General features: G+C 63.2%; 26 protein-coding genes. 8 read left to right on the top strand and 18 right to left on the bottom strand.

What is annotated here, in order from left to right; all coding sequences use genetic code 11:
* Positions 1 to 10 precede the first annotated feature (10 nt).
* From JHX88_RS18760 to JHX88_RS18775, 4 genes are read right to left on the bottom strand one after another with little or no spacing between them, the layout of a single operon-like run.
* A complete protein-coding gene (locus JHX88_RS18760; RefSeq protein WP_076527355.1) occupies positions 11 to 289 on the bottom strand; it encodes an HPr family phosphocarrier protein in 279 nt (92 codons plus the stop codon).
* Positions 286 to 708, bottom strand: a complete 423-nt coding sequence (locus JHX88_RS18765) for a PTS sugar transporter subunit IIA (RefSeq protein WP_076527354.1) — start codon at positions 706 to 708, stop codon at positions 286 to 288. Before JHX88_RS18765 ends, JHX88_RS18760 begins: the two co-directional genes overlap by 4 nt.
* Positions 709 to 736: 28 nt before the next feature.
* Entirely contained in the window at positions 737 to 1726 is a 990-nt protein-coding gene (gene rapZ, locus JHX88_RS18770) for an RNase adapter RapZ (RefSeq protein WP_419182350.1), read from the bottom strand.
* A gap of 26 nt (positions 1727 to 1752) precedes the next feature.
* Positions 1753 to 2175, bottom strand: a complete 423-nt coding sequence (locus tag JHX88_RS18775; RefSeq protein ID WP_272848106.1) for an HPr kinase/phosphorylase — start codon at positions 2173 to 2175, stop codon at positions 1753 to 1755.
* A 196-nt stretch (positions 2176 to 2371) separates the two neighbouring features.
* On the opposite strand from JHX88_RS18775, the gene JHX88_RS18780 reads away from it, so the two are divergent.
* Complete coding sequence (locus JHX88_RS18780) at positions 2372 to 3967, top strand: phosphoenolpyruvate carboxykinase (RefSeq protein ID WP_076527352.1); 1596 nt, start codon at positions 2372 to 2374, stop codon at positions 3965 to 3967.
* A gap of 194 nt (positions 3968 to 4161) precedes the next feature.
* Here the strand turns inward: JHX88_RS18780 and JHX88_RS18785 are convergent, their stop codons facing one another.
* From JHX88_RS18785 to JHX88_RS18810, 6 genes are all read right to left on the bottom strand, one after another.
* The gene (locus JHX88_RS18785) at positions 4162 to 6156 is read right to left on the bottom strand and encodes a PhoX family protein (RefSeq protein WP_076527351.1); all 1995 of its coding nucleotides are present in this window, start codon (positions 6154 to 6156) and stop codon (positions 4162 to 4164) included.
* A 190-nt stretch (positions 6157 to 6346) separates the two neighbouring features.
* On the bottom strand, positions 6347 to 6703 hold the full coding sequence (locus JHX88_RS18790; protein WP_076527350.1) for a VOC family protein: 357 nt from the start codon (positions 6701 to 6703) through the stop codon (positions 6347 to 6349).
* 205 nt (positions 6704 to 6908) lie between these two features.
* Positions 6909 to 7835 carry an ornithine carbamoyltransferase gene (gene argF, locus JHX88_RS18795; protein WP_076527349.1) on the bottom strand — a complete coding sequence of 309 codons (927 nt, stop codon included), beginning with the start codon at positions 7833 to 7835 and terminating at the stop codon, positions 6909 to 6911.
* A gap of 135 nt (positions 7836 to 7970) precedes the next feature.
* Complete coding sequence (locus tag JHX88_RS18800) at positions 7971 to 8447, bottom strand: GNAT family N-acetyltransferase (RefSeq protein ID WP_076527348.1); 477 nt, start codon at positions 8445 to 8447, stop codon at positions 7971 to 7973.
* The gene (locus tag JHX88_RS18805; RefSeq protein ID WP_076527347.1) at positions 8440 to 9612 is read right to left on the bottom strand and encodes an aspartate aminotransferase family protein; all 1173 of its coding nucleotides are present in this window, start codon (positions 9610 to 9612) and stop codon (positions 8440 to 8442) included. Before JHX88_RS18805 ends, JHX88_RS18800 begins: the two co-directional genes overlap by 8 nt.
* Positions 9613 to 9756: 144 nt before the next feature.
* Positions 9757 to 10575, bottom strand: a complete 819-nt coding sequence (locus JHX88_RS18810) for an ABC transporter permease (protein WP_076527346.1) — start codon at positions 10573 to 10575, stop codon at positions 9757 to 9759.
* 116 nt (positions 10576 to 10691) lie between these two features.
* Here JHX88_RS18810 and JHX88_RS18815 point away from each other — a divergent pair, with 116 nt between their 5' ends.
* Both JHX88_RS18815 and JHX88_RS18820 read left to right on the top strand, forming a co-directional pair.
* Positions 10692 to 11288 carry a GcrA family cell cycle regulator gene (locus JHX88_RS18815; protein ID WP_076527345.1) on the top strand — a complete coding sequence of 199 codons (597 nt, stop codon included), beginning with the start codon at positions 10692 to 10694 and terminating at the stop codon, positions 11286 to 11288.
* Between the two features lie 4 nt (positions 11289 to 11292).
* On the top strand, positions 11293 to 11721 hold the full coding sequence (locus JHX88_RS18820) for an NUDIX hydrolase (RefSeq protein ID WP_076527344.1): 429 nt from the start codon (positions 11293 to 11295) through the stop codon (positions 11719 to 11721).
* A gap of 243 nt (positions 11722 to 11964) precedes the next feature.
* Here the strand turns inward: JHX88_RS18820 and fmt are convergent, their stop codons facing one another.
* From fmt to def (JHX88_RS18835), 3 genes are all read right to left on the bottom strand, one after another.
* Complete coding sequence (gene fmt, locus JHX88_RS18825; RefSeq protein WP_076527343.1) at positions 11965 to 12858, bottom strand: methionyl-tRNA formyltransferase; 894 nt, start codon at positions 12856 to 12858, stop codon at positions 11965 to 11967.
* Positions 12859 to 12961: 103 nt separating this feature from the next.
* Positions 12962 to 13465, bottom strand: coding sequence for a peptide deformylase (gene def, locus JHX88_RS18830; protein ID WP_076527342.1), 504 nt, complete (start codon positions 13463 to 13465; stop codon positions 12962 to 12964).
* Between the two features lie 15 nt (positions 13466 to 13480).
* The gene (def, locus tag JHX88_RS18835) at positions 13481 to 14002 is read right to left on the bottom strand and encodes a peptide deformylase (protein WP_076527341.1); all 522 of its coding nucleotides are present in this window, start codon (positions 14000 to 14002) and stop codon (positions 13481 to 13483) included.
* 82 nt (positions 14003 to 14084) lie between these two features.
* Between def (JHX88_RS18835) and JHX88_RS18840 the strand changes: the two genes are divergently transcribed.
* The 4 genes from JHX88_RS18840 to JHX88_RS18855 all read left to right on the top strand — a co-directional run bounded on the left by JHX88_RS18840 (position 14085) and on the right by JHX88_RS18855 (position 17716).
* Positions 14085 to 15269: a MalY/PatB family protein gene (locus JHX88_RS18840; RefSeq protein WP_076527340.1), complete on the top strand. Its 1185-nt coding sequence runs from the start codon at positions 14085 to 14087 to the stop codon at positions 15267 to 15269.
* On the top strand, positions 15266 to 15814 hold the full coding sequence (locus tag JHX88_RS18845; protein ID WP_076527339.1) for a L,D-transpeptidase family protein: 549 nt from the start codon (positions 15266 to 15268) through the stop codon (positions 15812 to 15814). The genes JHX88_RS18840 and JHX88_RS18845 overlap by 4 nt, the downstream gene beginning before the upstream one ends.
* A 76-nt stretch (positions 15815 to 15890) precedes the next feature.
* Entirely contained in the window at positions 15891 to 16850 is a 960-nt protein-coding gene (locus JHX88_RS18850; RefSeq protein WP_076527338.1) for an acetyl-CoA carboxylase carboxyltransferase subunit alpha, read from the top strand.
* 635 nt (positions 16851 to 17485) lie between these two features.
* Complete coding sequence (locus JHX88_RS18855; protein ID WP_076527337.1) at positions 17486 to 17716, top strand: hypothetical protein; 231 nt, start codon at positions 17486 to 17488, stop codon at positions 17714 to 17716.
* An 88-nt stretch (positions 17717 to 17804) separates the two neighbouring features.
* Here the strand turns inward: JHX88_RS18855 and JHX88_RS18860 are convergent, their stop codons facing one another.
* Genes JHX88_RS18860 through JHX88_RS18875 form a run of 4 tightly spaced genes read right to left on the bottom strand, consistent with a single transcriptional unit; the run spans position 17805 to position 20768 of the window.
* Positions 17805 to 18407, bottom strand: coding sequence for a pyridoxamine 5'-phosphate oxidase family protein (locus tag JHX88_RS18860; protein WP_076527336.1), 603 nt, complete (start codon positions 18405 to 18407; stop codon positions 17805 to 17807).
* Positions 18404 to 19171: a lysophospholipid acyltransferase family protein gene (locus JHX88_RS18865; protein ID WP_076527335.1), complete on the bottom strand. Its 768-nt coding sequence runs from the start codon at positions 19169 to 19171 to the stop codon at positions 18404 to 18406. The genes JHX88_RS18860 and JHX88_RS18865 overlap by 4 nt, the downstream gene beginning before the upstream one ends.
* Entirely contained in the window at positions 19168 to 20073 is a 906-nt protein-coding gene (locus JHX88_RS18870; protein WP_176011479.1) for a cell division protein FtsX, read from the bottom strand. Before JHX88_RS18870 ends, JHX88_RS18865 begins: the two co-directional genes overlap by 4 nt.
* Positions 20074 to 20093: 20 nt before the next feature.
* Complete coding sequence (locus JHX88_RS18875) at positions 20094 to 20768, bottom strand: cell division ATP-binding protein FtsE (RefSeq protein WP_076527333.1); 675 nt, start codon at positions 20766 to 20768, stop codon at positions 20094 to 20096.
* Positions 20769 to 20860: 92 nt separating this feature from the next.
* Between JHX88_RS18875 and JHX88_RS18880 the strand changes: the two genes are divergently transcribed.
* A complete protein-coding gene (locus JHX88_RS18880; RefSeq protein WP_076527332.1) occupies positions 20861 to 21625 on the top strand; it encodes a zinc-ribbon domain-containing protein in 765 nt (254 codons plus the stop codon).
* A 23-nt stretch (positions 21626 to 21648) separates the two neighbouring features.
* On the opposite strand, the gene JHX88_RS18885 is transcribed toward JHX88_RS18880, so the two are convergent.
* A complete protein-coding gene (locus tag JHX88_RS18885; protein WP_084203243.1) occupies positions 21649 to 24090 on the bottom strand; it encodes a DUF4175 domain-containing protein in 2442 nt (813 codons plus the stop codon).
* Positions 24091 to 24194 lie beyond the last annotated feature (104 nt).

Here is a 24194-nt window from a genome sequence, read left to right on the forward strand (position 1 = left end):
CACTGCCGCCCTACATGCCTTCGCCGAAATAATCGGCCACCAGTTCCTCAAGTGCATCGGCCAGCGCCGCCGCATCGGGTCCGATTGTCGTCACGGTGATCTCGCTGCCGCGCGGAGCGGTCAACATCAAGAGCCCCATGATCGAATCACCCGATACGCTCATCCCGTCCTTTTCCACCGTGGCCTGCGCATCGAAACGCTCGACCACATCGACGAATTTCGCACTGGCCCGCGCATGCAGACCCTTGACGTTGATGATGGACAGGTCACGGGTAACGGAAGAACTCATCTTGCATGGGTTCCCGTGTTGAGCAAGGCCTCGATCGGGACGTTGTAGGAGTTGATATATTTACGGCCCGCCTCCTTGGCGAAAGTCACCGCGTCGGGCACAGGCAAATGCCGCGACTTGGCCAGTTTGACCAGCATAGGCAGATTGGCGCCGTAAAGGATCGTACGATTTCGCATCGCGCAAGCAGGCACAGACAGGTTCGAGGGCGAGCCACCGAACAGATCCGTCACCACGATCACACCATCGCCATGATCGACGGCATTCGCGGCGGCCTGGATCTCGGCCGTCTTTACCGCCCGGTCGTGATCATCCTCGATCGAAACCGCGGCGATGCCGCTTTGCGGCCCCACCACATGCTCGACCGCGGACAGATATTCCCGTGCAAGTCCACCATGTGCGACGATGACAATTCCGATCAACGCGTTCCACCAGTACTAAAGCCATGCATCACGACGCGTTCCCCGGGTTACTGGGCACCTGACCTGCCTTGCTGACAGGCATGTTATCGCCAATAGCCGAGGGCACCGTCATGCGGCGTTCGAGTTCCCTGTGCCTTATTGACACCGGCCATGCCGCATCTGCAAGCGCTACTGCCATTTTTTCAACCAAAGTAACCGAACGGTGTTGCCCTCCGGTACACCCGAAGCCAATTGCGAGGTGAGTCTTGCCTTCCTCGATATGCGCCGGGAGCAAAAAGAGAATCAGATCGCGTATCCGAGAGAAGAATTCCTCGTAGCGCGAATCGGCACAGACGAAGTCCTGGACCTCGGCCTGCGTTCCGTTCAGTTCACGTAGCCCCGCCTCCCAATGCGGGTTAGCCAGAAAGCGGCAATCGAACATCAGGTCCAGACCACGCGGCACGCCCCGCTTGTAGGAAAAGGAATGAACCGAAACGCTCAGCCGCCGGTCGGGGCGCGTGTCGAACCACCGTGCAAGTTCGGCCTTGAGATCATGCGGCGACAATTCGGTCGTATCGACCAGCACATCCGCCCGCCCCTTGATCGGTGCCAGAAGATCGATTTCGCTCGTGACCCCCATCAGCGGCGATCCGTCAGGGGCCAGCGGATGCCTGCGCCGCGTCTCGTTATAGCGGCGCAGCAAGGTGTCCGGCGCACAGTCGAGATACAGCACCTCGGGCGCATAATGCGGATCGCGGGTCAGGCGGTCGATCAACTCGATCACGTTCGTCGCCGAGAAATCCCGGTTGCGCACATCCAGCCCCAGGGCCAGCGGACCCGGACGCGACGGCCCGTCCAAGAGGCGCGGAACCAGCGACAGGGGCAAGTTGTCGATCGCCTCGAAACCCAGGTCTTCCAGAACATTGATAGCCGTCGAACGTCCTGCACCTGACGGCCCCGTCACCAGGACAACGCGCTGCATCGCCGTCGGGTCGAGATCGTTTCGGTCACCCTCGCGAACCATCCGGTTTTCGGCCATGCGATCCAGTCTCCTTCCGCTCGTTGCTATTCGGCGCGTCCCGCCAGCAAACACTGCCGCAATGCGGCATAAAGATGCGACCGATAGGGGCCCAGTGCAAGTGGCAGCCGGGTTCCCAACAAATCGTAGTACCTGGGAAGCGGCAGACGCATATCCTCGCTCTGCCCCAGGTCCACCACAAGCGACAACGCCACCGGCCCCGCGGCCGTGGCGTGCAGGATTCCCACCCCTCGCGCCTCGATCCGGCCGGACAGCGTAGCGGGGGCCTCGGCGATGATCCTGTCCCCCTCCCTGTGCAGATCGGTCCGATCGTCACTCACCAGCGCGGCCCCTACGGCCATGAGCTGCATCGCGAGTGTGGATTTCCCCGAACCGGACGGGCCGAGGATCAAAAGCCCCCTGCCGTCCAGCGCGACCGCGGTTCCATGTAGCTGCTCGGTCCGAATCACATTGCCTCCGATCATCGGCGAGCTTGCCAGCTTTTCCAGCTTTAACCACTCTGCAAGCCATATGATGGCGTTAACATTTAAAGTTTGCGCTAACTGGGATCGCTAGCTTCTTTTTTCATGGGAACCCTGTGCTATAGGCCCGAATTACTGCGTCACATTTCCTTGCAGGCGCCCAGTAAGTCAGGAGCAACATCACATGACCACGCGCGTAAACCCGAATTGCCGGTTGGAGGATCAGGGAATCGAGGGACTCGGCCGGGTTTATTACAACCTGCTGGAACCTGCCCTGATGACCGAGGCCGTCGCCCGCGACGAGGGCAAGATCGGCCTTGGCGGCACCTTTCTCGTCACGACTGGCGCGCATACTGGCCGTTCACCCAAGGACAAGTTCGTCGTCCGCACCCCCGCCGTCGAGGATTCGATCTGGTGGGAAAACAACAAGCCGATGACACCCGAAGCCTTCGACCGGCTACATGCCGACATGCTGGACCATATGAAGGGGCGCGACTATTTCGTGCAGGATCTCTTCGGCGGCGCCGATCCCGAGGAACGGCTGGATGTCCGGGTCGTGAACGAACTGGCTTGGCACGGCCTGTTCATCCGCCACATGCTACGCCGTCCCGAAGCCGACGAACTGGCCGGTTTCACTCCCGAATTCACCATCATCAACTGCCCCAGCTTCAAGGCCGATCCCGAGCGTCATGGCTGCCGCAGCGAAACGGTGATCGCGCTGAATTTCGAGAAGAAGCTGATCCTGATCGGCAATTCGGCCTATGCGGGCGAGAACAAGAAATCCGTCTTCACGCTGCTCAACTACTTCCTGCCGACCAAGAACATCATGGCCATGCATTGCAGCGCCAACCACGCCCCGGGCAATCCCGATGACAGCGCCGTTTTCTTCGGCCTTTCGGGCACCGGCAAGACGACTCTCTCGGCCGATCCGTCGCGGGTGCTGATCGGCGATGACGAACATGGCTGGTCCGATCGCGGCATCTTCAATTTCGAGGGCGGCTGCTATGCCAAGACCATCAGCCTGTCGCCCAAGGCCGAACCCGAGATCTACGCCACCACCTCGCGCTTCGGCACCGTGATCGAGAACATGGTTTATGACGAGGACAGCCTGGAGCTGGATTTCGAGGACAACTCGATCACCGACAACATGCGCTGCGCCTATCCGCTCGACGCGATCTCGAATGCCTCGAAAACCAGTCTTGGCGGGCATCCGAAGAACATCATCATGCTGACCTGCGATGCCTTCGGCGTGCTGCCCCCCATCTCCCGGCTGACCCCGGCGCAGGCGATGTATCATTTCCTTTCGGGCTTCACCTCGAAGACGCCGGGCACCGAGGTTGGCGTGAAAGAACCTATCCCGACCTTCTCCACCTGCTTCGGCGCCCCCTTCATGCCGCGCCGCCCCGAGGTTTACGGCAAGCTGCTGCAGGAAAAGATCGCCAAGCACGGTTCAAGCTGCTGGCTGGTCAATACCGGCTGGACCGGCGGCGCCTTCGGCACCGGCTCGCGCATGCCGATCCAGGCGACCCGCGCCCTGCTGGCCGCTGCTCTGGATGGCAGCCTGAACGGTGTCGAGTTCCGTCGCGATCCGAATTTCGGCTTCGAGGTTCCGGTCAGCGTGCCGAATGTCTCGGATGTCCTGCTCGATCCGCGCAAGACCTGGGACGACCCGGAAGCATATGACGAACAGGCCCGGAAACTGGTGCAGATGTTCAGCGACAATTTCGCGCAGTATCTGCCCGGTATCGATGACGAGGTCCGTGCGGCGGCCATCGGCTGACGGTCCCTATTGCGTCCCGCGACGACCGGGGGGCTGCCTGCCCCCCGGCACCCCCCGGGGATATTTACATGAAGAAGAAGGGGCATTGGGCTGCGGAACCTGGTCAAGCCGAGTCCCCTCCCCTTGAACCACGAGGCCCGCGACGTTGCGCGGGCCTCGCTTGTTTCCAACGTGACGAATGAACCGGATGCGGCTCAGGCGCCGATCTTCCCGCCGCCCTGCTTGGTGATCGCCACCACCGAGGGGCGCACCGGCATCGCATCGTCGAAATCCGGCCAGCGGGTCGACAGATCTTCGTAATAGGACGGACGTCCGAACTCTTCCCAATCCTCGCCACCGTCGGCCGGATGCTGCACCGCCAAGAAAAAGGTGGTCAAGTCCGGCGTCGGACAAGGTCCGCACATCTCGGCCCCAACCGGCACGCGATAGAACAGCCGCGAAGTTCCGCGGGCCGCGCCTTCAGTATCCATCGCCCACAGCCCATCGGTACGCCCGGTCTTGGACACCGAATTGCCATCGGTCGAGACCCATAGCCGCCCGTCGCTGTCGATGGCGCAATTGTCCGGCATGCCGAACCAGCCGTCCTCGCTGGTCGCGGTCGAGAAGGTCGCGCCGACATCGGCAATCGCAGGGTCGCCGCATTGCACCAGGATTTCCCATGTGCCCTTGGTCGCGGCGAGGTCTCCACCATCCTCGGTGATCTCGATGATATGGCCGAAGGCGTTCTCGACGCGCGGATTGGCGGCATTGGCCTCTTCGCGCCTGGTATTGTTGGTCAGCATGACATAGGCGCGGCCCGTCTCGGAATCCGGCTGGATATCCTCGGGGCGATCCATCGGCGTCGCTTCCAGCAGATCGGCAGCGCGGCGGGTTTCGATCAGCACATCGGCCTGGGACTCGAAACCGTTCTCGGCAGTCAGCGGGCCCTCGCCATGCACCAGCGGCAGCCATTCGACCGAGCCATCTTCGTGGAAACGGGCGACATAAAGCGTGCCTTCATCCAGCAGATCCATATTCGCGGCGCGGTCATCGGGATTGTATGTCCCCGAAGTCACGAATTTATAGGCATAGTCGAAACGCTCGTCATCGCCGAGGTAGAAGACGACACGGCCATCCTTGGCCAAGGCGCTTTCCGCGCCTTCATGCTTGAAGCGGCCAAGCGCGGTGCGCTTTTTCGGCTTGGAGTTCGGGTCATTCACGTCAACCTCGACGACCCAGCCAAAGCGGTTCGGTTCGTTCGGATCCTTCGAGAGGTCGAAGCGATCGTGGTATTTGCCCCAGTCATAGCTTCCGCCCGGCACACCGAAACGCTGGTAATTCTGCGTCTCGCCATGGCCTTCGGGAAGGGTGCCGGTGAAATAGCCGTGGAAGTTTTCCTCGGCCATGATGTAGGTGCCCCAGGGCGTCACACCCCCGGCGCAATTGTTGATCGTGCCCAGGACCTCTGTCCCGGTCGGATCGGCCTTGGTCTGCAGGCGGGCATGACCGGCGGCGGGGCCGCTGATGGTCATCGGGGTCTTGGCGGTGATCCGGCGGTTCAGCTTGCCATCCAGAATCGGCTGCCATTTGCCACCTTCCTTGCGGATCTCGATGACCGTACCGCCATGCGCGGCCATCTCGATATTCACGCGATCCTCGGTCGCCTCGCTCACGGTGATCTCGCCATCGCGGACGGTCACGATGCCGGGGAACATCAGGTGCTCGTTGGTATATTCGTGATTGACCACCAAGAGCCCGTGATCGTCGGCCCCCTCCAGCGGGATGAATCCGACGAAATCGTTGTTATAGCCGAACTGGCGTTCCTGCGCGGCCTCGGACTGGTTCGCCGGGTCGAAATCCGGTGCATCGGCAAAGACCTTGTCACCCCAACGCAGCAGCACATCGGCGTCATAGCCCTCGGCGACATGGTGATCGGCATCGACCCCCGCCTTGACCTCGGGGAAGTTGAAGACAGAACCCTCGACCGCGCCCTGCGCATGGGCATCATCGGCGGCCAGCAGCGCCATCGGGCTGACCGTGGCCGAGATCGCCGTCGCCGCCATCGAGCCGCGCAGGAATCCGCGGCGCGAGAAACGGGCGGCGATGATCTCGCCCATGGTGCGGTTATTGGTGGGGTTCAGGCCGGGACCGTCGGCTTCTTCAAGCTGGCTGGTCCGGAACACATGACGGGAAGGCTCGCGATCGCTCATGGCGCTCTCCTGGCTGACGGAAAACAGGCCCGCAAAGCGGGCCGCTCGCCAGAGAGTTAGGGGCGCGATGTAACATGACCGCAAATATCGCGTGAAGGATTTGTGACGGAGATGGCGTATTCGAGTTCCTTGCCCTGGCCGGTGCCGCGCCCGGCCTGAAGGCGCCTTGGATCGCGCGACCGAAGCAAGTTTACCCGGTGCCGTGAGAGAGGATATTGATCAGCTTCCCGGTCGGATCCAGCAGATAAAAGCGACGAACACCCCATGGCTCGTCCGTCAGATCGTATTCTATGCGATGGCCCAGGTCCTTGGCGCGCCTGTAAACTGCATCAACGTTGTCGACCTCGATCGAAAGATCAGGGACCGCTGTGCCAGAGCCGCCCTCGCTGGCAATGCTGACCTGGGTCAGCGCCGTCTCGCCCGACGCCAGGGTCACGATCCAGCCATGATCCATGACGACATCCAGATCGAACAGGTCAGAATAGAACTTGCGCAACTCCTCGACGGAATCTGCGGCAATGTTGGAAACGATGCGTTTGACGGTCATGTTCGCCTCCTCAGACAGCCCAGTCTTTCCCAAACCCTATCGCAGCGCGCGTTGTCTGTGTACGCCCTGTGTACAGGCTGTGTACGGGTTGTGTACGCGCTGTGCAGGTTAAAACCCAGCATTTGCTGGCTGGAATCGCGTCGCGCGGGCAGGTGTTGCACCGCGCAACGCACGCTCCCGTTGCGGCCGTTTATTTGGCTCCGGTTTACAGTCCGAGACAGTGCCGCATCACCGCCTTCTGCGCATGCAGCCGGTTCTCGGCCTCGTCCCAGATCACCGAATGAGGACCGTCCATGACGGCGCTGGTCACCTCGTCCTCGCGATGAGCGGGCAGGCAATGCATGAACAGCGCATCGGGCTTGGCACCCGCCATCAGCTCTTCGTTCACCTGGTAGCCGCGAAGCTGGTTGTGGCGACGCTCCCTGGCGGATTGAGGATCGTGCATGCTGACCCATGTATCGGCAAAGACCAGGTCGGCGCCCTCGACCGCCTTCTGCGGATCGCGCTCGATCGTGACGCCAACCCCTTGTTTCCGCGCGAATTCGAGCGCCCCGCCCTCGGGGTCCAAGGGCGGAGGGCCGGTGAAGGTGAAGTCGAAGCCGAATTGCCCGGCGGCATGGATGACGCTGGCGCAGACATTGTTGCCATCGCCCACCCAGACCACTTTGCGGCCCCGGATCGGGCCGCGATGTTCCTCGAATGTCATCACATCGGCCATGATCTGGCAGGGATGGGTGCGGTTGGTCAGCCCGTTGATGACCGGCACATCCGCATATTCGGCCATCTCCTGCAAGGTCGCCTCTTCAAAGGTGCGGATCATGATCAGATCGACATAGCGCGACAGCACCCGCGCCGTGTCGGCGATGGTCTCGCCATGGCCAAGCTGCATTTCCGAGCCCGACAGCACCATGGTCTGCCCGCCCATCTGCCGCACGCCGACATCGAAGCTGACGCGCGTACGGGTCGAGGGCTTCTCGAAGATCAGCGCGACCATGCGTCCCGCCAGCGGCAATTCGTCATCCGGCGTACCCTTGGGCCGCCCGTTGCGGGCTGTCTTCATGGCATGGGCCTGATCGATGATCGAGCGGAGTTCGTCCTTGGAAGTCGCGTGGATGTCTAGAAAATGTTTCATCTGGATGTCTTTCAGCGATTTGGGCCAACAAGCCCGCTTGTGGCAGCGGGGTCAAGGGGGCGCTGCCCCCGCCGCCGTTCCGGCGGCCCCCCCGGGATATTTTCATGAAGAAGAAGGCATGAAGAAGAAGGGGTGTCATCGGAGGCGGGTCATGATCCTGGCGGGCTGCCCCTCGGAATCGAGACGGATGGTATCGCCCGCGAAGCCGGCCTTTTCATAGGCGCGGATGGCGCGGAGATTTTCCGGGGAAGGATCGATGACCAGAAGCGAGACCTCGCGCAGCAGCAGATCTCCGAGCGCGCGCAGCCATGCGCCGCCATGGCCCTGTCCTTCAGGCGCGGTAAAGACATCGATGGCGATGGCATCTTTTGGAAGGTCGTGGAAATGCGGGGCTTTCCACTCATGCGCCGGACTATGCTGGGCATAGCCGATGGGGGTTTCACCGTGCAGCGCAATCAGTTGCCGCATCGCGGGATTATCCAGATCCTCGGTCACCAGTGCCAGCTGGTGATCGGGAGTCGTCCACCATTCGGCGACCAGCGGATCGCGCAACCATTCGGCCAGCATCGGCAGGTCGTCACGACGCACCGGCCTGAAGCCATAATCAGGCATCGAGACTTTCCGCCGCCTTGTCGAGCCTTGCCACGGCTTCGGCGATTTCCTCCTCCGAGATGTTAAGCGGCGGCAGCAGGCGCAGCGTGTTGTCACCGGCGGGCACAGTCAGGATATGCTGGTCATAGCCCGCCTTGACCAGATCGGCAGGCGCGGATTTGCATTTCAGGCCCAGCATCAATCCCTGTCCGCGCACGGATTCGAACAGGTCGGGATGCGCGGCGACCAGTCCTTCCAGCTTTTGCCGGAACAGGGCGGCCTTGCGGTTCACCTCGGCGAGGAAGGCATCATCGGCGACAATCTCCATCACCCGAGCGCCGACCGCGCAGGCCAGTGGATTGCCGCCATAGGTCGAACCATGCGTGCCCGCGACCATCCCCGCCGCCGCTTTTTCGGTCGCCAGAACCGCACCCAAGGGGAACCCTCCGCCGATGCCCTTGGCGACCATCATGATATCGGGCGTGATCCCCGAATATTCATGTGCGAAGAGCCGTCCAGTCCGGCCCATGCCGCATTGCACCTCGTCCAGGACCAGCAGGGTGCCGGTCCGGTCGCAAAGCTGCCTGATCTCGCGCAGTTCCGCATCGTCCAGCGGGCGGATGCCGCCCTCTCCCTGGATCGGTTCCAGCATCACCGCGGCGGTGCGGTCGGTGATGGCGGCTTTCAGCACCTCGATATCGCCCCAGGGAAATTGTCGGAAACCGGGCATGAGCGGGCCGAAACCCTTGACCATCTTTTCCGATCCGGCCGCCGCGATGGCCCCGGTCGAGCGGCCGTGGAAGGCGCCGTCGAAGGTCAGGATCTCGATGCGCTCGGGATCGCCCTCATCGCTCCAGAACTTGCGCACCATCTTGATCGCCAGTTCCGCCGCCTCGGTGCCGGAATTGGTGAAGAAGACCGTGTCGGCAAAGGTTTTCTCAACCAGCAGACCGGCCAGCTTTTCCTGTTCCGGGATCTGGTAGAGATTCGAAACATGCCAGATCCGTCCCGCCTGTTCGGTCAGCGCGGCCACCAGGTCGGGATTGGCGTGACCCAGCACATTCACCGCGATCCCGGCGCCAAGATCAAGATATCGGGTCCCGTCCGTGGCGATAGCCCAAGCTCCTTCCCCCCGCTCGAACGCAAGGGGGGCACGGTTATAGGTCGGCAGAACATGCGAAATCATGGCGGATTCCCCGGATGGCATGACAGATTTTAGGAAGGGCAGGAGTGATCGGACGGTGACGAAGCGTCAACGTCGGGAGCGAGCAAAACTGGCGGTCCATGCGATCATGGCAACGCCAATAGCGTGCTTTTGCCGGTCTTGCAATCACGGTTTCATCCGATAGCCCGATTTCAGCCAGCGCCAGCACAGATACAACACCGCCACCACCACCAGCAGGCAGATCAGCAGCCCCCGCAATGGCGACGCATCGCTGACGCCGGTCACGCCATAGCGCGCCCCGTCGATCAGGTAGAAGATCGGGTTCCAATGCGACAAGCTGCGGAAGGGCTCGGGCAGCGCCTCGACCGAATAGAAGGTGCCCGACAGGAAGGATAGCGGGGTGATGACGAAATTGGTGATCGCCGCCATCTGGTCGAATTTCTGCGCCATGATCCCGGCCAGGATACCAAGCCCTCCCAACAGCAGGGCCGCCAGCAGCACGAAAGTCACCGCCCAGAGGGGATGTGTGATTCCCGCTCCGGTCACCAGCATCATGCCCGTCCCGATCACAACGGCGACAAGCCCGGCCCGCGCGACTGAACCAGCAAGGTAACCGGCCAGCAGCTCGCCCGCCGACAGGGGCGGCATCAGCGTATCGATGATATTGCCCTGCACCTTGGCCCCGGTGATCGACGATGAGGTATTGGCGAAGGCGTTCTGGATCACCGTCATCATCAGGATGCCCGGACCCAGGAATTGCAGGTAGGGCAACCCCATCACCTCGCTCCGGCCGCGGCCAAGGGCGAGGGCGAAAACCAGTACAAACAGCCCCGCCGTCATCAGCGGCGCAAAGACCGTCTGCTGCCACACCGCCACGAATCTCATCACCTCGCGGGTCGCCAGCGTGCGCAGCCCCAACCAGTTTACCCGGCCGAATCTGCGCACGCCCATGGCGGTTTGCTTTTCTGACATCATTCCGCTCATGCTGCTGTCCTTGAATTCCCGTCGCGTGAAGGCTAAATCTCGGCATCCCGTTTGTGACGGGGTCAATCGCGGGTTTCAAGATGGGGCGGCAGATGAGTCCGCCCGGAAAGGCAACCATGTCCTGGACGGATGAACGTGTCGAGACACTGAAGCGCATGTGGGCCGAAGGCCAGTCGGCCAGTGCCATCGCCAAGGAATTGGGCGGGGTGACCCGCAATGCCGTGATCGGCAAGGTGCATCGCCTTGGCCTGTCGAACCGCAATGACGAGGCCGAGGTCAAGCCCGCCCCTGCCCCGGCGGCCGAGAAAAGGCCCGAGAAAAAGCCGGCGGCGGCCAAGCCTGAGCCCGCGCCAGAACCGGCTGCTGCCAAACCCGAGCCTGCCGCCACCCCGAAAGAGGAGGCGCCGCAGCCCGCCTTCACCCCTTCGCCGCGCCGTCCCATCGTTCCGGCGGGCCAGCCCTTGCCGCCGCAGCCCTCGGCCAACGAGATCAGCCCCGAGGCGCTGGCATCGGTGCGCGAAGTCGAGAAGAAGGCCCGCAAACTGTCGCTGATGGAGCTGACCGAGCGGACCTGCAAATGGCCGATCGGCGACCCCGCAACCGACAAGTTCTGGTTTTGCGGCCTGCCGAGCCAGCCCGGCAAACCCTATTGCGAGGCGCATGTCGGGGTTGCCTTCCAGCCGATGAGCTCGCGCCGCGACCGCCGTCGCTGATCCGATGCCCGGTTTTCCCCGGCTGGCTGCACTCGCCGTCATGCTTCGCGGTGACCAGGTTCTTCTCGCGCGTCGGCGCAACCCGCCCGATGCCGGGATGTGGGGCTTTCCCGGCGGCCATGTCGATCCGGGAGAGACCGCGTTGGCCGCCGCCGCCCGCGAACTTGCCGAGGAAACCGGCATCACCGCGATTCCCCGACTGTATCTCGACAATGTCGACCTGATCCGGCGCGGTCCCGACGGTGAGATCGAGTTTCATTTTCTGCTGGCGGCAGTGCTATGCGACTATGTCTCGGGCGAGCCGGTGGCCGCCGATGACGCGCTGGACGCCGGATGGTGGAGAATCGCGGATGTCCTTGACGGGGATATACCACTCAGCGCGCATGTGACCGACATCCTGCGCCGCGCCGTCAGGCATCGGGAGCTGGCCTGAGATTGCCGGACAGCAATGCTTGCATCAGGAATGTCGGCGCATATGAGGCGAAACGCGACAAAGCTTGATTGCGTCGCGCGATAGCCGGGGGCGCTTCGCCCCCCGGACCCCCAGAGGATATTTACGTGAAGAAGAAATTCGGTGCTCCTGATCTTGTTGGGAGCAAGACAGGACCATCCGCGCCAAAATAGCTGCCGAGAATCAAACCGCGTGGCCCGCAGATCAACTGCAGGCAGACCGCGTTCAATCAAGCCGGTCAGGCAATTCCCAACCGCGCAGCAATTCGGCAGCATCCATCGGTTTCTTGCCTGACCGCTGCGCCTGCAGGATTTCGATGGAACCTTCGCCGCAGGCAATCCGGAAGCCGGGCAGAACCTGCCCTGGTGCGCCCTGTCCTTCGGATAACCGGCTGCGCAGCAGCTTGACCCGCTCTCCGTCGATCTCGCACCATGCCCCCGGAAAAGGTGAGAGGCCCCGGATCTGGCGATCCAGCTCTGTCGCGGGGCGGTTCCAGTCGATACGCGCCTCGGCCTTGTCGATCTTGGCCGCATAGGTCACGCCCTGCTCGGATTGCGCGCGCGCCTGCATGGGCAGTCCGGCCAGCACCTCGACGACAAGGTCAGCTCCCATTTCCGCCAACCGGTCATGCAGATCGGCGGTTGTCTCTCCCGCTCCAATCGGAGTCCGCGCCTCAGCCAGCACGGGTCCGGTATCCAGCCCGGCCTCCATCTGCATGATCGCGACGCCCGTTTCGGCATCGCCGGCCATCACCGCGCGATGGATCGGCGCCGCACCGCGCCAGCGTGGCAGCAGCGATGCGTGGATATTCAGGCAACCGAAATTCGGCATGTCCAAAACCGCCTGCGGCAGGATCAGCCCATAGGCCACCACGACCGCGACATCCGCCTTTAATGCGGCAAAGGCCTCTTGCGCCTCAGGGTCGCGCAACTGCAACGGCGTCCGAACCTCGATCCCCAAGCGTCCCGCCTCGGCATGTACCGGTGAGGGTCGCAGCTTCTGGCCCCGTCCCGCTGCGCGCGGGGGCTGCGAATACACGGCAACGACCTCATGTGCTGCGGCCACCGCCCGCAGGGCAGCAACCGAAAAATCCGGAGTTCCCATGAATACAACGCGCATGCCCGCCTCCTTCTTCTTTGTCCAAATACCTTGGGGCCCGCCAGCAAGTCGCGCCACTGGTTCGGGCGACCAGCCGACGACGGGGCGCTCCCCCCCGGCCTGATTACCCCCGCCGTGCCAACTTGGCCGATTTCTGGACCAGCATCTTGCGCCGCAGCGGCGACAGGCGATCGACATATATCCGCCCGTCGAGATGGTCGATCTGGTGCTGCACGCTGGTCGCCCAGAGCCCGACGAAATCGCGATCCTCGATCTCTCCGTCCATGTTGAGGAACCGCACCGTCACCGCACGGGGCCGCTCGATCCGCGCAGACACGCCGGGCAGATTCGGGCTGGCCTCCTCGTGGCTGCGCATTTTCACGCTGGCATGCAGCAATTCGGGATTGGCCATCCGCACCACCTGCCCCCGCGCCTCGGACGCATCCACCACCGCCAGCCGCAACATGATGCCGATCTGCGGCGCGGCCAGCCCTACACCGGGCATCGCCTCCATCGTGTCGATCATGTCGTCCCAGATCATCCGCACGGTCTCGGTCACCGCCTCGACCGGATCGGCAGAGATATGCAACCGGCGGTCGGCATAGGGAAGGAAGGGGCGGGCCGTCATTCCCGGCCCCACGCCTCAGCCACGCGCCATCTCGCGCTTCAGCTTGACCATCTTGCGGGTGATCATCTGCCGCTTGATGGCCGACAGGTGATCGATGAACAGCACCCCGTTCAGGTGGTCCAGCTCATGCTGCGCACAGGTCGCCCAAAGCCCGTCGAACTCCTGCTCATGCGTCTTGCCGTCCAGCCCCAGCCAGCGCATCTTCACCTGCGCGGGACGGGTCACCTCGGCATATTGCTCGGGGATGGACAGGCAGCCCTCGTCATGGGTGTTGGCCTCTTCCGACGCCCACGTCACCTCGGGATTGATCAGCACCATCGGCTGGCGCTCTGCATCCGGATCGCGATTCGCATCCATCACGAAAATCCGCTTGAGCACGCCCACCTGCGGCCCGGCCAGCCCGACCCCCGGCGCATCATACATCGTCGCCAGCATGTCATCGGCCAGCGCCTCGATCTCGGGCGTGACGCTTGCGATGGGCTCCGCCAGTTTTTTCAGGCGCGGATCGGGATGGATCAGGATCGGTCTAATGTTCATGACAGCGATTTAGGCGATGGCTTCACCTTACGCAACAAGCAGCGTATGCATATGACGAAACGCGAAAACGAGGGAGCCCGCCATGACCCAACCCGATTTCGACGAGGTGATCGACCGCATCGGCACGCATTGCTCGAAATGGGACGACATGGAGGGCGCCTATGGCGTCTCGCCCAGCCAGGGCGGGCTGGCGATGTGGGTAGCCGATATGGATTTCCGCCCCCCCCCCGCCGTCCAGCGCGCCGTCGAGGCGACCGCGGCGCATGGCGTCTATGGCTATCCGGGCGCGAATGCCCCCTATCTCGACTCCATCCAGTGGTGGATGGCGAACCGGCATGGCTGGCAGATCGAGCGCGAATGGCTCCTGACCTGCGCCGGCCTGGTCAATGGCGTGGCGATGGCACTGGACGCCTATACCAGCCCCGGTGACGGTGTGATCGTGATGAGCCCGGTCTATCACGCCTTCGGCCGCGTCATCCGCGCCAGCGGGCGCGAGCTGATCGAGCTGCCCCTGGCCATCGAGGATGGCGGCTACCGCATGGACTGGTCTCAATGGGAAACCATGCTGACGGGTGGTGAGCGGCTGCTGATCCTGTGCTCGCCGCATAATCCCGGCGGCCGCGTCTGGACCGAGGAGGAACTGCGCGAGGTAGCCGATTTCTGCACCCGCCACGAGCTGATCCTGGTCTCGGACGATATCCATTGCGACCTGCTCATGCCCGGCCAGCGCCATCGCATGATCGCCAATGTCGTGCCGGATATCCGCGACCGGCTGGTGACACTGACCGCCGCCACCAAGACATTCAACATCGCCGGCGCCCATATCGGCAACGCGATCATCGCCGATGACGACCTTCGCGCAAAATTCAAGGGCGCGCTGATGGCGCGCGGCGTCTCTCCGGGCCTGTTCGGCATGGATATGGTCGCGGCCGCCTATTCCCTCGAGGGCGCGGCATGGGTCGATGCACTGGTCGAATATCTCGACGGCAACCGCCGCCTCTTCGACGAGGGCTTGAACGCCATTCCCGGCCTGCGCTCGATGCCGCTGCAGGCGACCTACCTGTCATGGGTCGATTTCTCCGGCACCGGGATGAGCACCGCCGAGTTCACTGCCCGCGTCGAAAAGACCGCCCGCATCGCCGTCAATCACGGCACGAGCTTCGGCAAGGGCGGAGAAAGCTTCCTGCGCTTCAACATCGCCACGCCCCGTGCCCGCGTGACCGAGGCGGTCAAACGGCTTCAGGACGCATTCTCCGACCTGCAATGAACCTGCTCGCCCGACTTTTCTCGGCACTGACGCTGGTGGCGCTGATCTGTGCCATCTGGGTTGCGCTGCTTCCTCAGCGCCCTACCACGCCGGATCGCCTCCCTTCCGATCAAACAACACTGACCGGGCCGGTGGACCGCATCCTGATCGAGAAATCCGCCCGCAAGATGACCGCCTTCCGCGATGGCGCTGCACTGAAAACCTACCGTATCGCCCTTGGCTTCGCCCCCGAGGGCGACAAGAGCCAGCAGGGCGACGGCAAGACCCCCGAAGGCATTTTCCGCATCGACCGCCGCAATGACGCCAGCGCCTATCATCTGTCGCTCGGCATCGACTATCCGCAAGCCGAGGATCGCGCCCGCGCCGCCGCCGAGGACATCGACCCCGGCGGCGACATCTTCATCCACGGCCAGCCCAACCAGTTGCCGCGCGGGATTTTATTGCCCGGAGACTGGACGGCAGGCTGCATCGCGATCTCGAATGCCGAGATCGGCGAACTTTTCGCCGCCACCGCCATCGGCACCGAGGTCGAGATCCGGCCGTGAAGCGACCCACGTTGCAATCCGTGTCGCAGACAAGCATATAGAGGCCCAAAGCGAACAAGCCCGGAGCATCTCGCGTATGGTTTATCTGGACTTCGAAAAACCGCTGGCCGATGTCGAAGGCAAGGCCGAGGAACTCCGCGTCATGGCCCGGAAATCCGAAGACGCGGTCGATGTCGACAAGGAAGCGGCGGCGCTGGACAAGAAGGCCGGCGATCTCCTCAAGGACCTGTACAAGAATCTCGATCCCTGGCGGAAAACGCAGGTCGCCCGCCATCCCGACCGGCCGCATTGCCGCAACTATATCGACGGGCTGTTCACCGAATACACCCCATTGGCTGGCGACCGCGCCTTTGGCGACGACCATGCCGTGATGGGCGGCCTTGCCCGGTTCAACGACGCGCCATGCGTGGTGATCGGTCATGAAAAGGGGCACGATACCAAGTCCCGAATCGATCATAATTTCGGCATGGCCCGCCCCGAGGGGTATCGCAAGGCGATTCGCCTGATGGACATGGCGCACAGGTTCGGCCTGCCGGTCATCTCGATCGTCGACACACCCGGCGCTTATCCCGGCAAGGGCGCCGAAGAGCGTGGCCAATCCGAGGCCATCGCACGCTGCACCCAGAAATGCCTGGAAATCGGCGTGCCGCTGGTCAGCGTGATCGTCGGCGAAGGCGGCTCGGGCGGCGCAGTGGCTTTCGCGACCGCCAACCGCATCGCGATGCTGGAACATTCCATCTATTCGGTGATCTCGCCCGAAGGCTGCGCCTCGATCCTGTGGAAGGATTCCGACAAGATGCGCGACGCTGCCTCTGCCCTGCGCCTGACCGCGCAAGATTTGAAGAAGCTCGAGGTGATCGACCGCATCATCCCCGAGCCCTTGGGCGGGGCACAGCGCAAGCCCGAAGACGCGATCAAATCCGTCGGGGAAGGCATCGCCGCGATGCTGAAAGACCTGTCAGGGAAGAAACCCGCCGAGCTGATCAAGGATCGCCGCCAGAAATTCCTGTCGATGGGCTCGAAATCGCTGGCCTGAGACTGGCCGTCATTCTCGGGCAATCCGTTCGCCGCTTCGAAGCGCTCTTCTTCTTTGCCCAAATACCTTTCGGGCTTCGCCGTCAGGTCGCGGCGGTGCTTCGTGAGTCATACGGGGACGAAGTGCGAAATCCCCGTCCTCGCGGGACGCAACAGCTGTGTACGCGCGGTGTACGGTCTGTGCACATCCGGTGTACGCGCTGTGCAGCCGGAATCTCCGGAAAATGCTGGCCCCGACGCCGTTGCAGGCCCCCTGTTGCACCGTGCGGCGTACGCAAGCGTTGCGCAGCCGGTTAAATATCCGGCTGCGACATTCTGGCAACAGTTTTCGCTCTTTCATCTCAACCTTGCCTTGAAAGCTTGCCGTATTCCCCTCTCTGCGGCACTCAATAACCCTGCCCATTGTTCAAGCTGAAAAGGAGGGGCCTGCATGACTAAATGCTTCATCGCATACACCCTTCCCATGGCGGATTTCCTGTCGGTAAACCGACAAGGCTGAACCGTCCCGCAAGGGCAGATTCCGAACTGACATGATCTGACTCACCGCGTCCTGCGCGGCGCCTCTTCATGTCAATTTCTCAACAATCTCAACAAGCTGCAACTCATGCCCCGGCATGGGTAAATATGGAGACCGCAATGATTGCGCAACTTCCCGCACGCGTGCTGACGCCGCGCCCCACCATCGAGCGCCTGATCCATCGTTATGGTGCGATGCCCGTCTTATGGGCCACAATCCGGGCACTCCTGATGCCACGGAAAAGGCGGCCGAGGCCGCCCGACCCCTACCATCTCAGCCCGCATCTGCGGCGCGACATCGGCATCCCTCCAGAACCGCCGCATGTGCCGAAATATTACGAGCTGAGATAATCGGGCGTAACAGGTCGCGATGAAGAATCGCGGGGCCGGTCACTGGCCTCGCGAATCAAATCGTTGAAAAGCAGATAGTTGAACGAATTCACCACATGGTCTTGGCCGCCCGCTGTGGCCATTCGGCATCATAGGACGCACCACCGACTTCGCCTTCGGTCATATTCGCAAGGATTTGCCCCGGCGTCGGCAGCCCGTTGCTATCGTCGCGATCTTCCCACAGCCCGGAGCGAATGACCGCCCGCGCGCATTGGAAATATATCTCGGCCACCCGCACCACGATCACCGTACGAGGCAACTTGCCCCGATGCGCAAAGCTATCGCGCAGTTCCGCATCATCGGTCAGCCGCGCCGTCCCGTTGATCCTGATAGCATTTCCAGAGCCGCGCACCAGAAACATCAGGCTGACCCGTCCGTCGCGGACGATATTACGGATCGAGTCGATCCGGTCATTGCCGCGCCAATCGGGAATCGCCAAGTGCCGCTCGTCCAACGCCCGCGTCACCGACCCACCATCGCCGCGAGGACTGGCATCGGTTCCCTCGGGCCCGACCGTCGCCAGGACACAGAACCGCGCCGCCGCGATGAAGCGCGCGTAATCCGGGGTCAGCCGGTCCGCCACCTTGCGCGTCGACGCCGGACCAGGAGTGCCGTAAATTCCTGCAAGATCAGTCTCTTCAAGCCAGTTCATGCACGAAACCCCGCCTCTGCCATCAGGCGGTCGGAATTGTCCTCGATCCGCGTCGACAATTCCGCCATGAAGGCCGCCGTTGGTAATTCCGGCCCAATGACAGGCAGGAACTCGATCACCGCGCGCCCCGGACGCACGCCCCAGCCCTTGCGCGGCCAGAACAATCCGGCATTCACCGCGACAGGTACCACCGGCAAACCGGTCGCACCACGAATAGTACCGGCTCCATGCTTGTAGGATCTGCGCTCGCCCGGACGGGTGCGCGTACCCTCGGGATAGATGATCAGCTGCCCGAGACCCTCGCCCGCCATCCGCTTGTTGATCGTCGCACCGATCGCGCGCATCGCATCGCGGCCACGCGCCCGGTCGATGGGGATGCAGCCCACCTTGTAGGCATACCAGCCCATCACCGGCACCCGCATCACCTCGCGTTTCATGATGAAATTGCGCTCGGGCAGGGCATGGGCAAGAGCCAGGATATCGAGGAAACACTGATGCTTGGCAGCGACGATGCAATCGCCGGTCGGCGGCGTGCCCCGCAATTCGCAAGTGACACCCATATGTATCCGCGCTGCCCAAAGCACATAGCCGATCCAGCGCGTCGCCACCCGGTTCGCCCCGGTTCGGCCATGCCGCATCACCTCGGGAATACCGGCCAGCCCCATCAGCAGGGTTGCCACGCCCACATGCAGATAGAACAGCAGGTTCTGCAGATATTGCCACGGCCCCAAGGGGCCCGGCTGCGGCATATCCCTGCGGCTCATCGCACCGATTCCAGCATTTTCAATGCCGCCCATTTGGTCGCAAAAAAGCCCACAGCGGCAGCCACAACAGGAATCAGCAGCGGCATCAGCCAGCCCCAGCCATGAAACCCAAGTCCCGTCAGGAATCCTCCGGCAGCACTCATACTCGGCATTAATGCCATCGCGCCCATGCCCAATACGGTTCCCGCCCCGGCACCGATGGCAGCACGATGGGTAAAGCGGCGCACGAAAGCGATGGCGATGGTGATGTCACGCGCACCGATCAGTCTCAGCACCTGGATCACCTGCCCGTTCGCGGCCAGCGCAGCCTTGGCGGCAAGGGTGATCATCGCCGCCGAAGCCGCCGCGATCAATATCAGCGATATCACGCCCAGGGCCCGCAGGCGTTGCGCGGCCGACACCAACGGTCGCCGCCATTCGGTATGATCGTCCAGGATCGCCCCCGGGGCCTCGGCCTCCAGCCGTAGCCGCAGCCCCTCCGAATCGAAATCCGGGCTGGCGATCGGTACCTCGATGAGATCGGGCACCGGCAGGGCATCTACCGGCATGTCCGGGCCGAACCATGGCGTGAGCAGTTCCGCCACCTCTTCATCGGGCAAGAGCTTGGGCTGATCGATCCCCGGTGTGGTCTGCAGGATCTGCATGACGGATTGAGTCAGCGTGTCCTGGTTTCCTTCCGACGCGCTGACTCGCACCGTCACGGACTGGGCCAGTTCCGACGACCAGCGCTCGGCCAGCCGCCCCGTCGCCAGCGCCAGGGCCAGGGCGAACACCGCCAGAAATGCCATCGCACCGGCTGAGAACAGGGTCAGGTGGGCAGTGAACCCGGTCGGCGGGACGATGCGGTTTCCCGCCCCGCCATCGCGCCCGACCAGTCCCTGCCACAGGGCCTTGATGTTCAGCGTCCGGAATTCACCGCGTTTCACAGATCCGCCCCCGCCAGTTGCAACGTACCGCCCGCGATCCGTAAAACCCGTGCCGAGACCTGCGCCTTGACGGCACGAATCAGGTTCAGATCATGGGTTGCGACCAGCACGGCCTTGCCCGTCTTGTTCAACTCGATCAGCAATTGCATCAGCCGCATCGACATGTCCCAATCCAGATTCCCCGTCGGCTCGTCGGCCAGCACCACATCGGGCGACAGGATCACCGCCCGCGCCAGGGCCGCCCTCTGCCGTTCCCCGCCCGAGAGCGATGGCGGCAGCGCGCGGGCATGTTGCGCAAGCTGGACCCAGCCAAGCAGATCGCGCAGCGCAGCCATGTCCACTGCCTGTCCCGAAACGCTCAGAGGCAATGCGACATTCTCGGCCACCGGCAGGTGGTCCAGAAACTGCGTGTCCTGGTGAACCACCCCCACCCGGCGGCGCAGCATGGCGATGTCATCGCGCGAGAGCCCCGCGACATCCTGGCCGAAAGCACTCAGTCGCCCGGTCGTCGGCAAGAGATCGGCATAGCACAGCCGCAGCAGCGTGGTCTTGCCCGATCCCGACGGTCCGGTCAGGAAATGAAACATGCCCGGCTGCAAACTCAGCGTCATCCCCGACAACAGTTCGGAGCCGGCACGATAGCCAAAGCTCACATCCTGCATCTCGATCAAGCGCGCTCTCCCATTCCTGTCCCTCGGTCTTCCGCTTGGAAGCCGGCCTCGCGCTTGATAGAACAGGCGCACAGCGAATGCGAGAGGGTGGCATGGGTGAAATACGGTTGGGTTGTCCGAAATGCGGAACCGAATACCGCCTGCCCGAACATGCGATCCCCGAAACCGGGCGAGAGGTGGAATGCACTGCCTGCGGTCGGGTCTGGCTGGCGACCATTCCCACCTCCGGAACGACTTCCGAATCAGAAAGCCCCACTGTCGTGCGGCACGCGCCCTCTGCCCCCCCTCCCACGACGGATGACGACGAGAGCCGCTCTCCCGTTCCCGGCGATATTCCGCCACTCAGGCGCCGCCTTCCCGACAATGTCCTCAACATCCTCCGCGAGGAGGTGGAATACGAACGCCGTGCCCGGCAGGGACAGAATATCACGCAGAGTTCATCGGAAGCTCCCGATCCAGACTGGCCCGCGACGACCGTAACCGATCCCGGGATCACCCCGGACATTCGCGACCTACCCCACAGCCTGCCCACAGGGGATATCGCAACGGGTGCGCATACCGATCCGGGCGTGGCGCCTTCCGTGGCTGCACCTTCCGCATCCAGGCCCGCAACCGACATTCCCGTGCCAGTCGCACAGGACAAGGCCGAACCATCCCGAAAAACCGGCAGCGGCTATTTCGCTGGTTTCGGACTGGCGGCGGCGATCGCCGCAGTCGCGCTTGCCCTGTATGTCATGGCGCCGGGGATGGCCGGGAACGGGAATTTCGGCAAGCAGTTGATGCAATATCGCCAGCATGTGGATGCCGGGCGGCAATGGTTGCAGCAACAGGGCTCGGCCCTGATCCGGCGCGATTGAGGCATATCGCGGACCAGAAAATATCAGAACCGGTCCAGCAACCGCCCCAGATAGTCACGTTCATCCTGCGACCGTTCACGCTCGCCGCTGCGGCGCCGGATTTCATCCAGTAGATCGCGTGCCCGCGCCGCTGGATCGGTCCCCTCGGACAGAGGATCGCCCGAGGTAATCACGTTGCCATTTCCAGGCTGCTGGCGTCCCAACGGGTCCAGCATCGGGCGGCCATCGCGGGGTGTTGCCGACCCGCTCTGCCGATCCTGCTCTCCGGACGGTCCGGATGGCTGACCGGGCTGATCCTGCTGCCCTTCCCGATCATCGCCTGCGCGGCGGCGCTGTCCGTCCTGACCCAGCAGGTCGCCAAGCGCCCGCATACCCTCGCGCATCGATTGGATCGCATCGGCCTGTCGCTGCAACGCCCCGCCCAGATCGCCGTCGCGCAAGGCCTGTTCGGCATCTTCCATGGCGCGCCCGGCATCGTCCAGCCGCTGACGTGCGTCATCGCCCGGCTCGGAGCCCTGCCCCGGCAGCAGGCCCCGCTGTTGGCCCAGCTCCTCCCGAAGCTCGCGCTGACGCCGCGCCAGCTCGTCGGCATTTTCAGGGGTATTTCCAAGCTCACCTTGCCCGAATTGTTCCTGCATCTCGCGGAAAGCTTCATCCGACAGGCGTTGCTGTTCACGCAAGGTATCGGCGAGACCGTTCATCGATTGATTACCCTGACCGCTGCCTTGCCGGCCCTCGCCACCTTGACCCTGCGTTACCTGCAGATTTTCCATCATGCGGTTGAACTGCTCCAGCAATTGCTGGGCTTCGGCCATCCGACCCTCGTTCATCAACCTCTGGATCTCGTCCATCATCTGCTGGATCTGATCTCCGGTGATTTCCTGCCGCTGCTGGTTTTGGGTAAATCTCTCGGACGGGTCCTCCTTGCCCTGCTCGGCCAACATCTGGGTATAGGCGTCGGTGGCTTCCTTCAACTCGTTCATCAGCCGCTGGATCTCGTCTGGGCTGGCGCCGTTGCGGATCGCCTCGGACAGCTTCTCCTGCGCCTGCTTCATCCGTTCCAGGGCGTCAGTCAGCCCACCATCCTCGATCAGCACGGCCGCCTTCCACAAGGCCTCGGCCAGCTTGTCGCGCGCTTCCTCGCTCAGCGAGTCGGATTCCAGCATCCGCACCGCACCCCGTAATTGCAGATATAGAGGTTCCTCAACGAAGCCCTCCGGCTGCCAGGTGACCGCACGCAGGATCTCGGCGCTCCGCCCCGCATTCTGACGCGACCACAACAAGTCGCGGCGCAGTTCGATCAATGCGGCGGCCAGCGGGTCAAAGAACCGCCGGCCCGGCAGAACCAACTGCGTCGGAGCAGCCTGCCCTTCCTGATCGATCCCATCGATTGCCCGCAAGGTCAGTTTGACCGGCATGTTGGCCCAGGGGTGGCGAGACAGGTCCTCGACCAGCCGGCCCTGCACATCGCTGCGATTGCCCGACCGCGGCAAGGGCAGATCAAGAGACAGGGCCTCGCGCGGCTCGGGCGCCACCGCAAGCCCGAATTGCCGTGTCACTTGCGGCAAGTCCAGTTCGATCCGGGCGTTGGCCGAGACAATTCCGTGATCGTCCTCGGCCTCGAATGGCTGCACCATCCGCCCATCGGCACGACGCGCCTCCACCGATCCGGCACGGATGACAGGTGGCCGATCCGGTAGGACGGTCACATCGAAGCGCCGTCCGGAGACTTCGATCATTCCCGATTGCTCGGCCCGGATTTCAGGTGCGCGCGCATCCTCGCCCTGCTCCGGCCCGATATCATGCGTCAGGTTCGTCGTCTCGGCATATAACCGGAAACTTACAACGCTGCCCTTGGGCAATTCCAGCATCTCGCCTTCGGGCAGGGCATTAAGATAGATCGTCGGACGGCGCGTATAGGCGGGCGGCTCGGCCCAGCCCTCCCAACCGGGACCGTCTGCCCCCGCTTCACTCTCCGCCAATGGCCGGTTGATGGTAGCCGCAATGGCCGAGATCCCCTGCCCCATCTGCGCGGCACCACCGAAAAGCAGCGCCATGACCAGCGCGACAAGTGAAGCCAACCGCAGGGCAAAAGGGTCACGTCGCGCCAGGTCCGCATCGGGCCGCACCGCCCTCGCCTCGGCCGCCCGCAGCTGCATCTGCACCAGATGCGCCTGCCACAGGGCCCCCTCGCCGCCGATCGCCGCCCGGTCCCGCAGCGCCGCCAGGGGACGCCCCGGCATGGTTCGATCCAACCGTCCGATCGCTTCGGCCTCACCCACCCGGCGGTAACGCAGCCCCCCCCATATTGCCGCGGCAAGCAAGGCAGCCAATGCTACCCCCGCCAACCATGGCAAAACGGCAGACGGCACCGCAGCGACTCCGCCAAAGGCGAATGCCGCGAAGAGACAGGCCAGCAGCCCGGCCAATGGCCAGAAAGCCCGTGCGGCACGCTCCCAGACCATGCCCCAACGGGTCAATCGGAGGGCAAGGAAAACCCGCCCGTTCTTCTTCAGAAAAATATCCTCGGGGGTCCGGGGGCAGACAGCCCCCGGCTGTGACATCCGAT

Source organism: Paracoccus saliphilus (assembly GCF_028553805.1).
GTDB classification, from domain to species: domain Bacteria; phylum Pseudomonadota; class Alphaproteobacteria; order Rhodobacterales; family Rhodobacteraceae; genus Paracoccus; species Paracoccus saliphilus.

Excerpts from the sequence above, each read along its gene's own strand:
- JHX88_RS18800 (WP_076527348.1), bottom strand. The coding sequence starts at position 8,447 with ATGCCTGATTATGGCTTCAGGCCGGTGCGTCGTGACGACCTGCCGATG.
- JHX88_RS18850 (WP_076527338.1), top strand. The coding sequence starts at position 15,891 with ATGGTTTATCTGGACTTCGAAAAACCGCTGGCCGATGTCGAAGGCAAG.
- JHX88_RS18865 (WP_076527335.1), bottom strand. The coding sequence starts at position 19,171 with ATGAGCCGCAGGGATATGCCGCAGCCGGGCCCCTTGGGGCCGTGGCAA.
- JHX88_RS18760 (WP_076527355.1), bottom strand. The coding sequence starts at position 289 with ATGAGTTCTTCCGTTACCCGTGACCTGTCCATCATCAACGTCAAGGGT.
- JHX88_RS18840 (WP_076527340.1), top strand. The coding sequence starts at position 14,085 with ATGACCCAACCCGATTTCGACGAGGTGATCGACCGCATCGGCACGCAT.
- JHX88_RS18885 (WP_084203243.1), bottom strand. The coding sequence starts at position 24,090 with ATGGTCTGGGAGCGTGCCGCACGGGCTTTCTGGCCATTGGCCGGGCTG.
- JHX88_RS18855 (WP_076527337.1), top strand. The coding sequence starts at position 17,486 with ATGATTGCGCAACTTCCCGCACGCGTGCTGACGCCGCGCCCCACCATC.
- def (WP_076527341.1), bottom strand. The coding sequence starts at position 14,002 with ATGAACATTAGACCGATCCTGATCCATCCCGATCCGCGCCTGAAAAAA.
- JHX88_RS18815 (WP_076527345.1), top strand. The coding sequence starts at position 10,692 with ATGTCCTGGACGGATGAACGTGTCGAGACACTGAAGCGCATGTGGGCC.
- JHX88_RS18810 (WP_076527346.1), bottom strand. The coding sequence starts at position 10,575 with ATGAGCGGAATGATGTCAGAAAAGCAAACCGCCATGGGCGTGCGCAGA.
- JHX88_RS18880 (WP_076527332.1), top strand. The coding sequence starts at position 20,861 with ATGGGTGAAATACGGTTGGGTTGTCCGAAATGCGGAACCGAATACCGC.
- JHX88_RS18805 (WP_076527347.1), bottom strand. The coding sequence starts at position 9,612 with ATGATTTCGCATGTTCTGCCGACCTATAACCGTGCCCCCCTTGCGTTC.
- JHX88_RS18790 (WP_076527350.1), bottom strand. The coding sequence starts at position 6,703 with ATGACCGTCAAACGCATCGTTTCCAACATTGCCGCAGATTCCGTCGAG.
- JHX88_RS18845 (WP_076527339.1), top strand. The coding sequence starts at position 15,266 with ATGAACCTGCTCGCCCGACTTTTCTCGGCACTGACGCTGGTGGCGCTG.
- fmt (WP_076527343.1), bottom strand. The coding sequence starts at position 12,858 with ATGCGCGTTGTATTCATGGGAACTCCGGATTTTTCGGTTGCTGCCCTG.
- JHX88_RS18780 (WP_076527352.1), top strand. The coding sequence starts at position 2,372 with ATGACCACGCGCGTAAACCCGAATTGCCGGTTGGAGGATCAGGGAATC.
- JHX88_RS18785 (WP_076527351.1), bottom strand. The coding sequence starts at position 6,156 with ATGAGCGATCGCGAGCCTTCCCGTCATGTGTTCCGGACCAGCCAGCTT.
- JHX88_RS18820 (WP_076527344.1), top strand. The coding sequence starts at position 11,293 with ATGCCCGGTTTTCCCCGGCTGGCTGCACTCGCCGTCATGCTTCGCGGT.
- def (WP_076527342.1), bottom strand. The coding sequence starts at position 13,465 with ATGACGGCCCGCCCCTTCCTTCCCTATGCCGACCGCCGGTTGCATATC.
- argF (WP_076527349.1), bottom strand. The coding sequence starts at position 7,835 with ATGAAACATTTTCTAGACATCCACGCGACTTCCAAGGACGAACTCCGC.
- JHX88_RS18860 (WP_076527336.1), bottom strand. The coding sequence starts at position 18,407 with ATGAACTGGCTTGAAGAGACTGATCTTGCAGGAATTTACGGCACTCCT.
- rapZ (WP_419182350.1), bottom strand. The coding sequence starts at position 1,726 with ATGGCCGAAAACCGGATGGTTCGCGAGGGTGACCGAAACGATCTCGAC.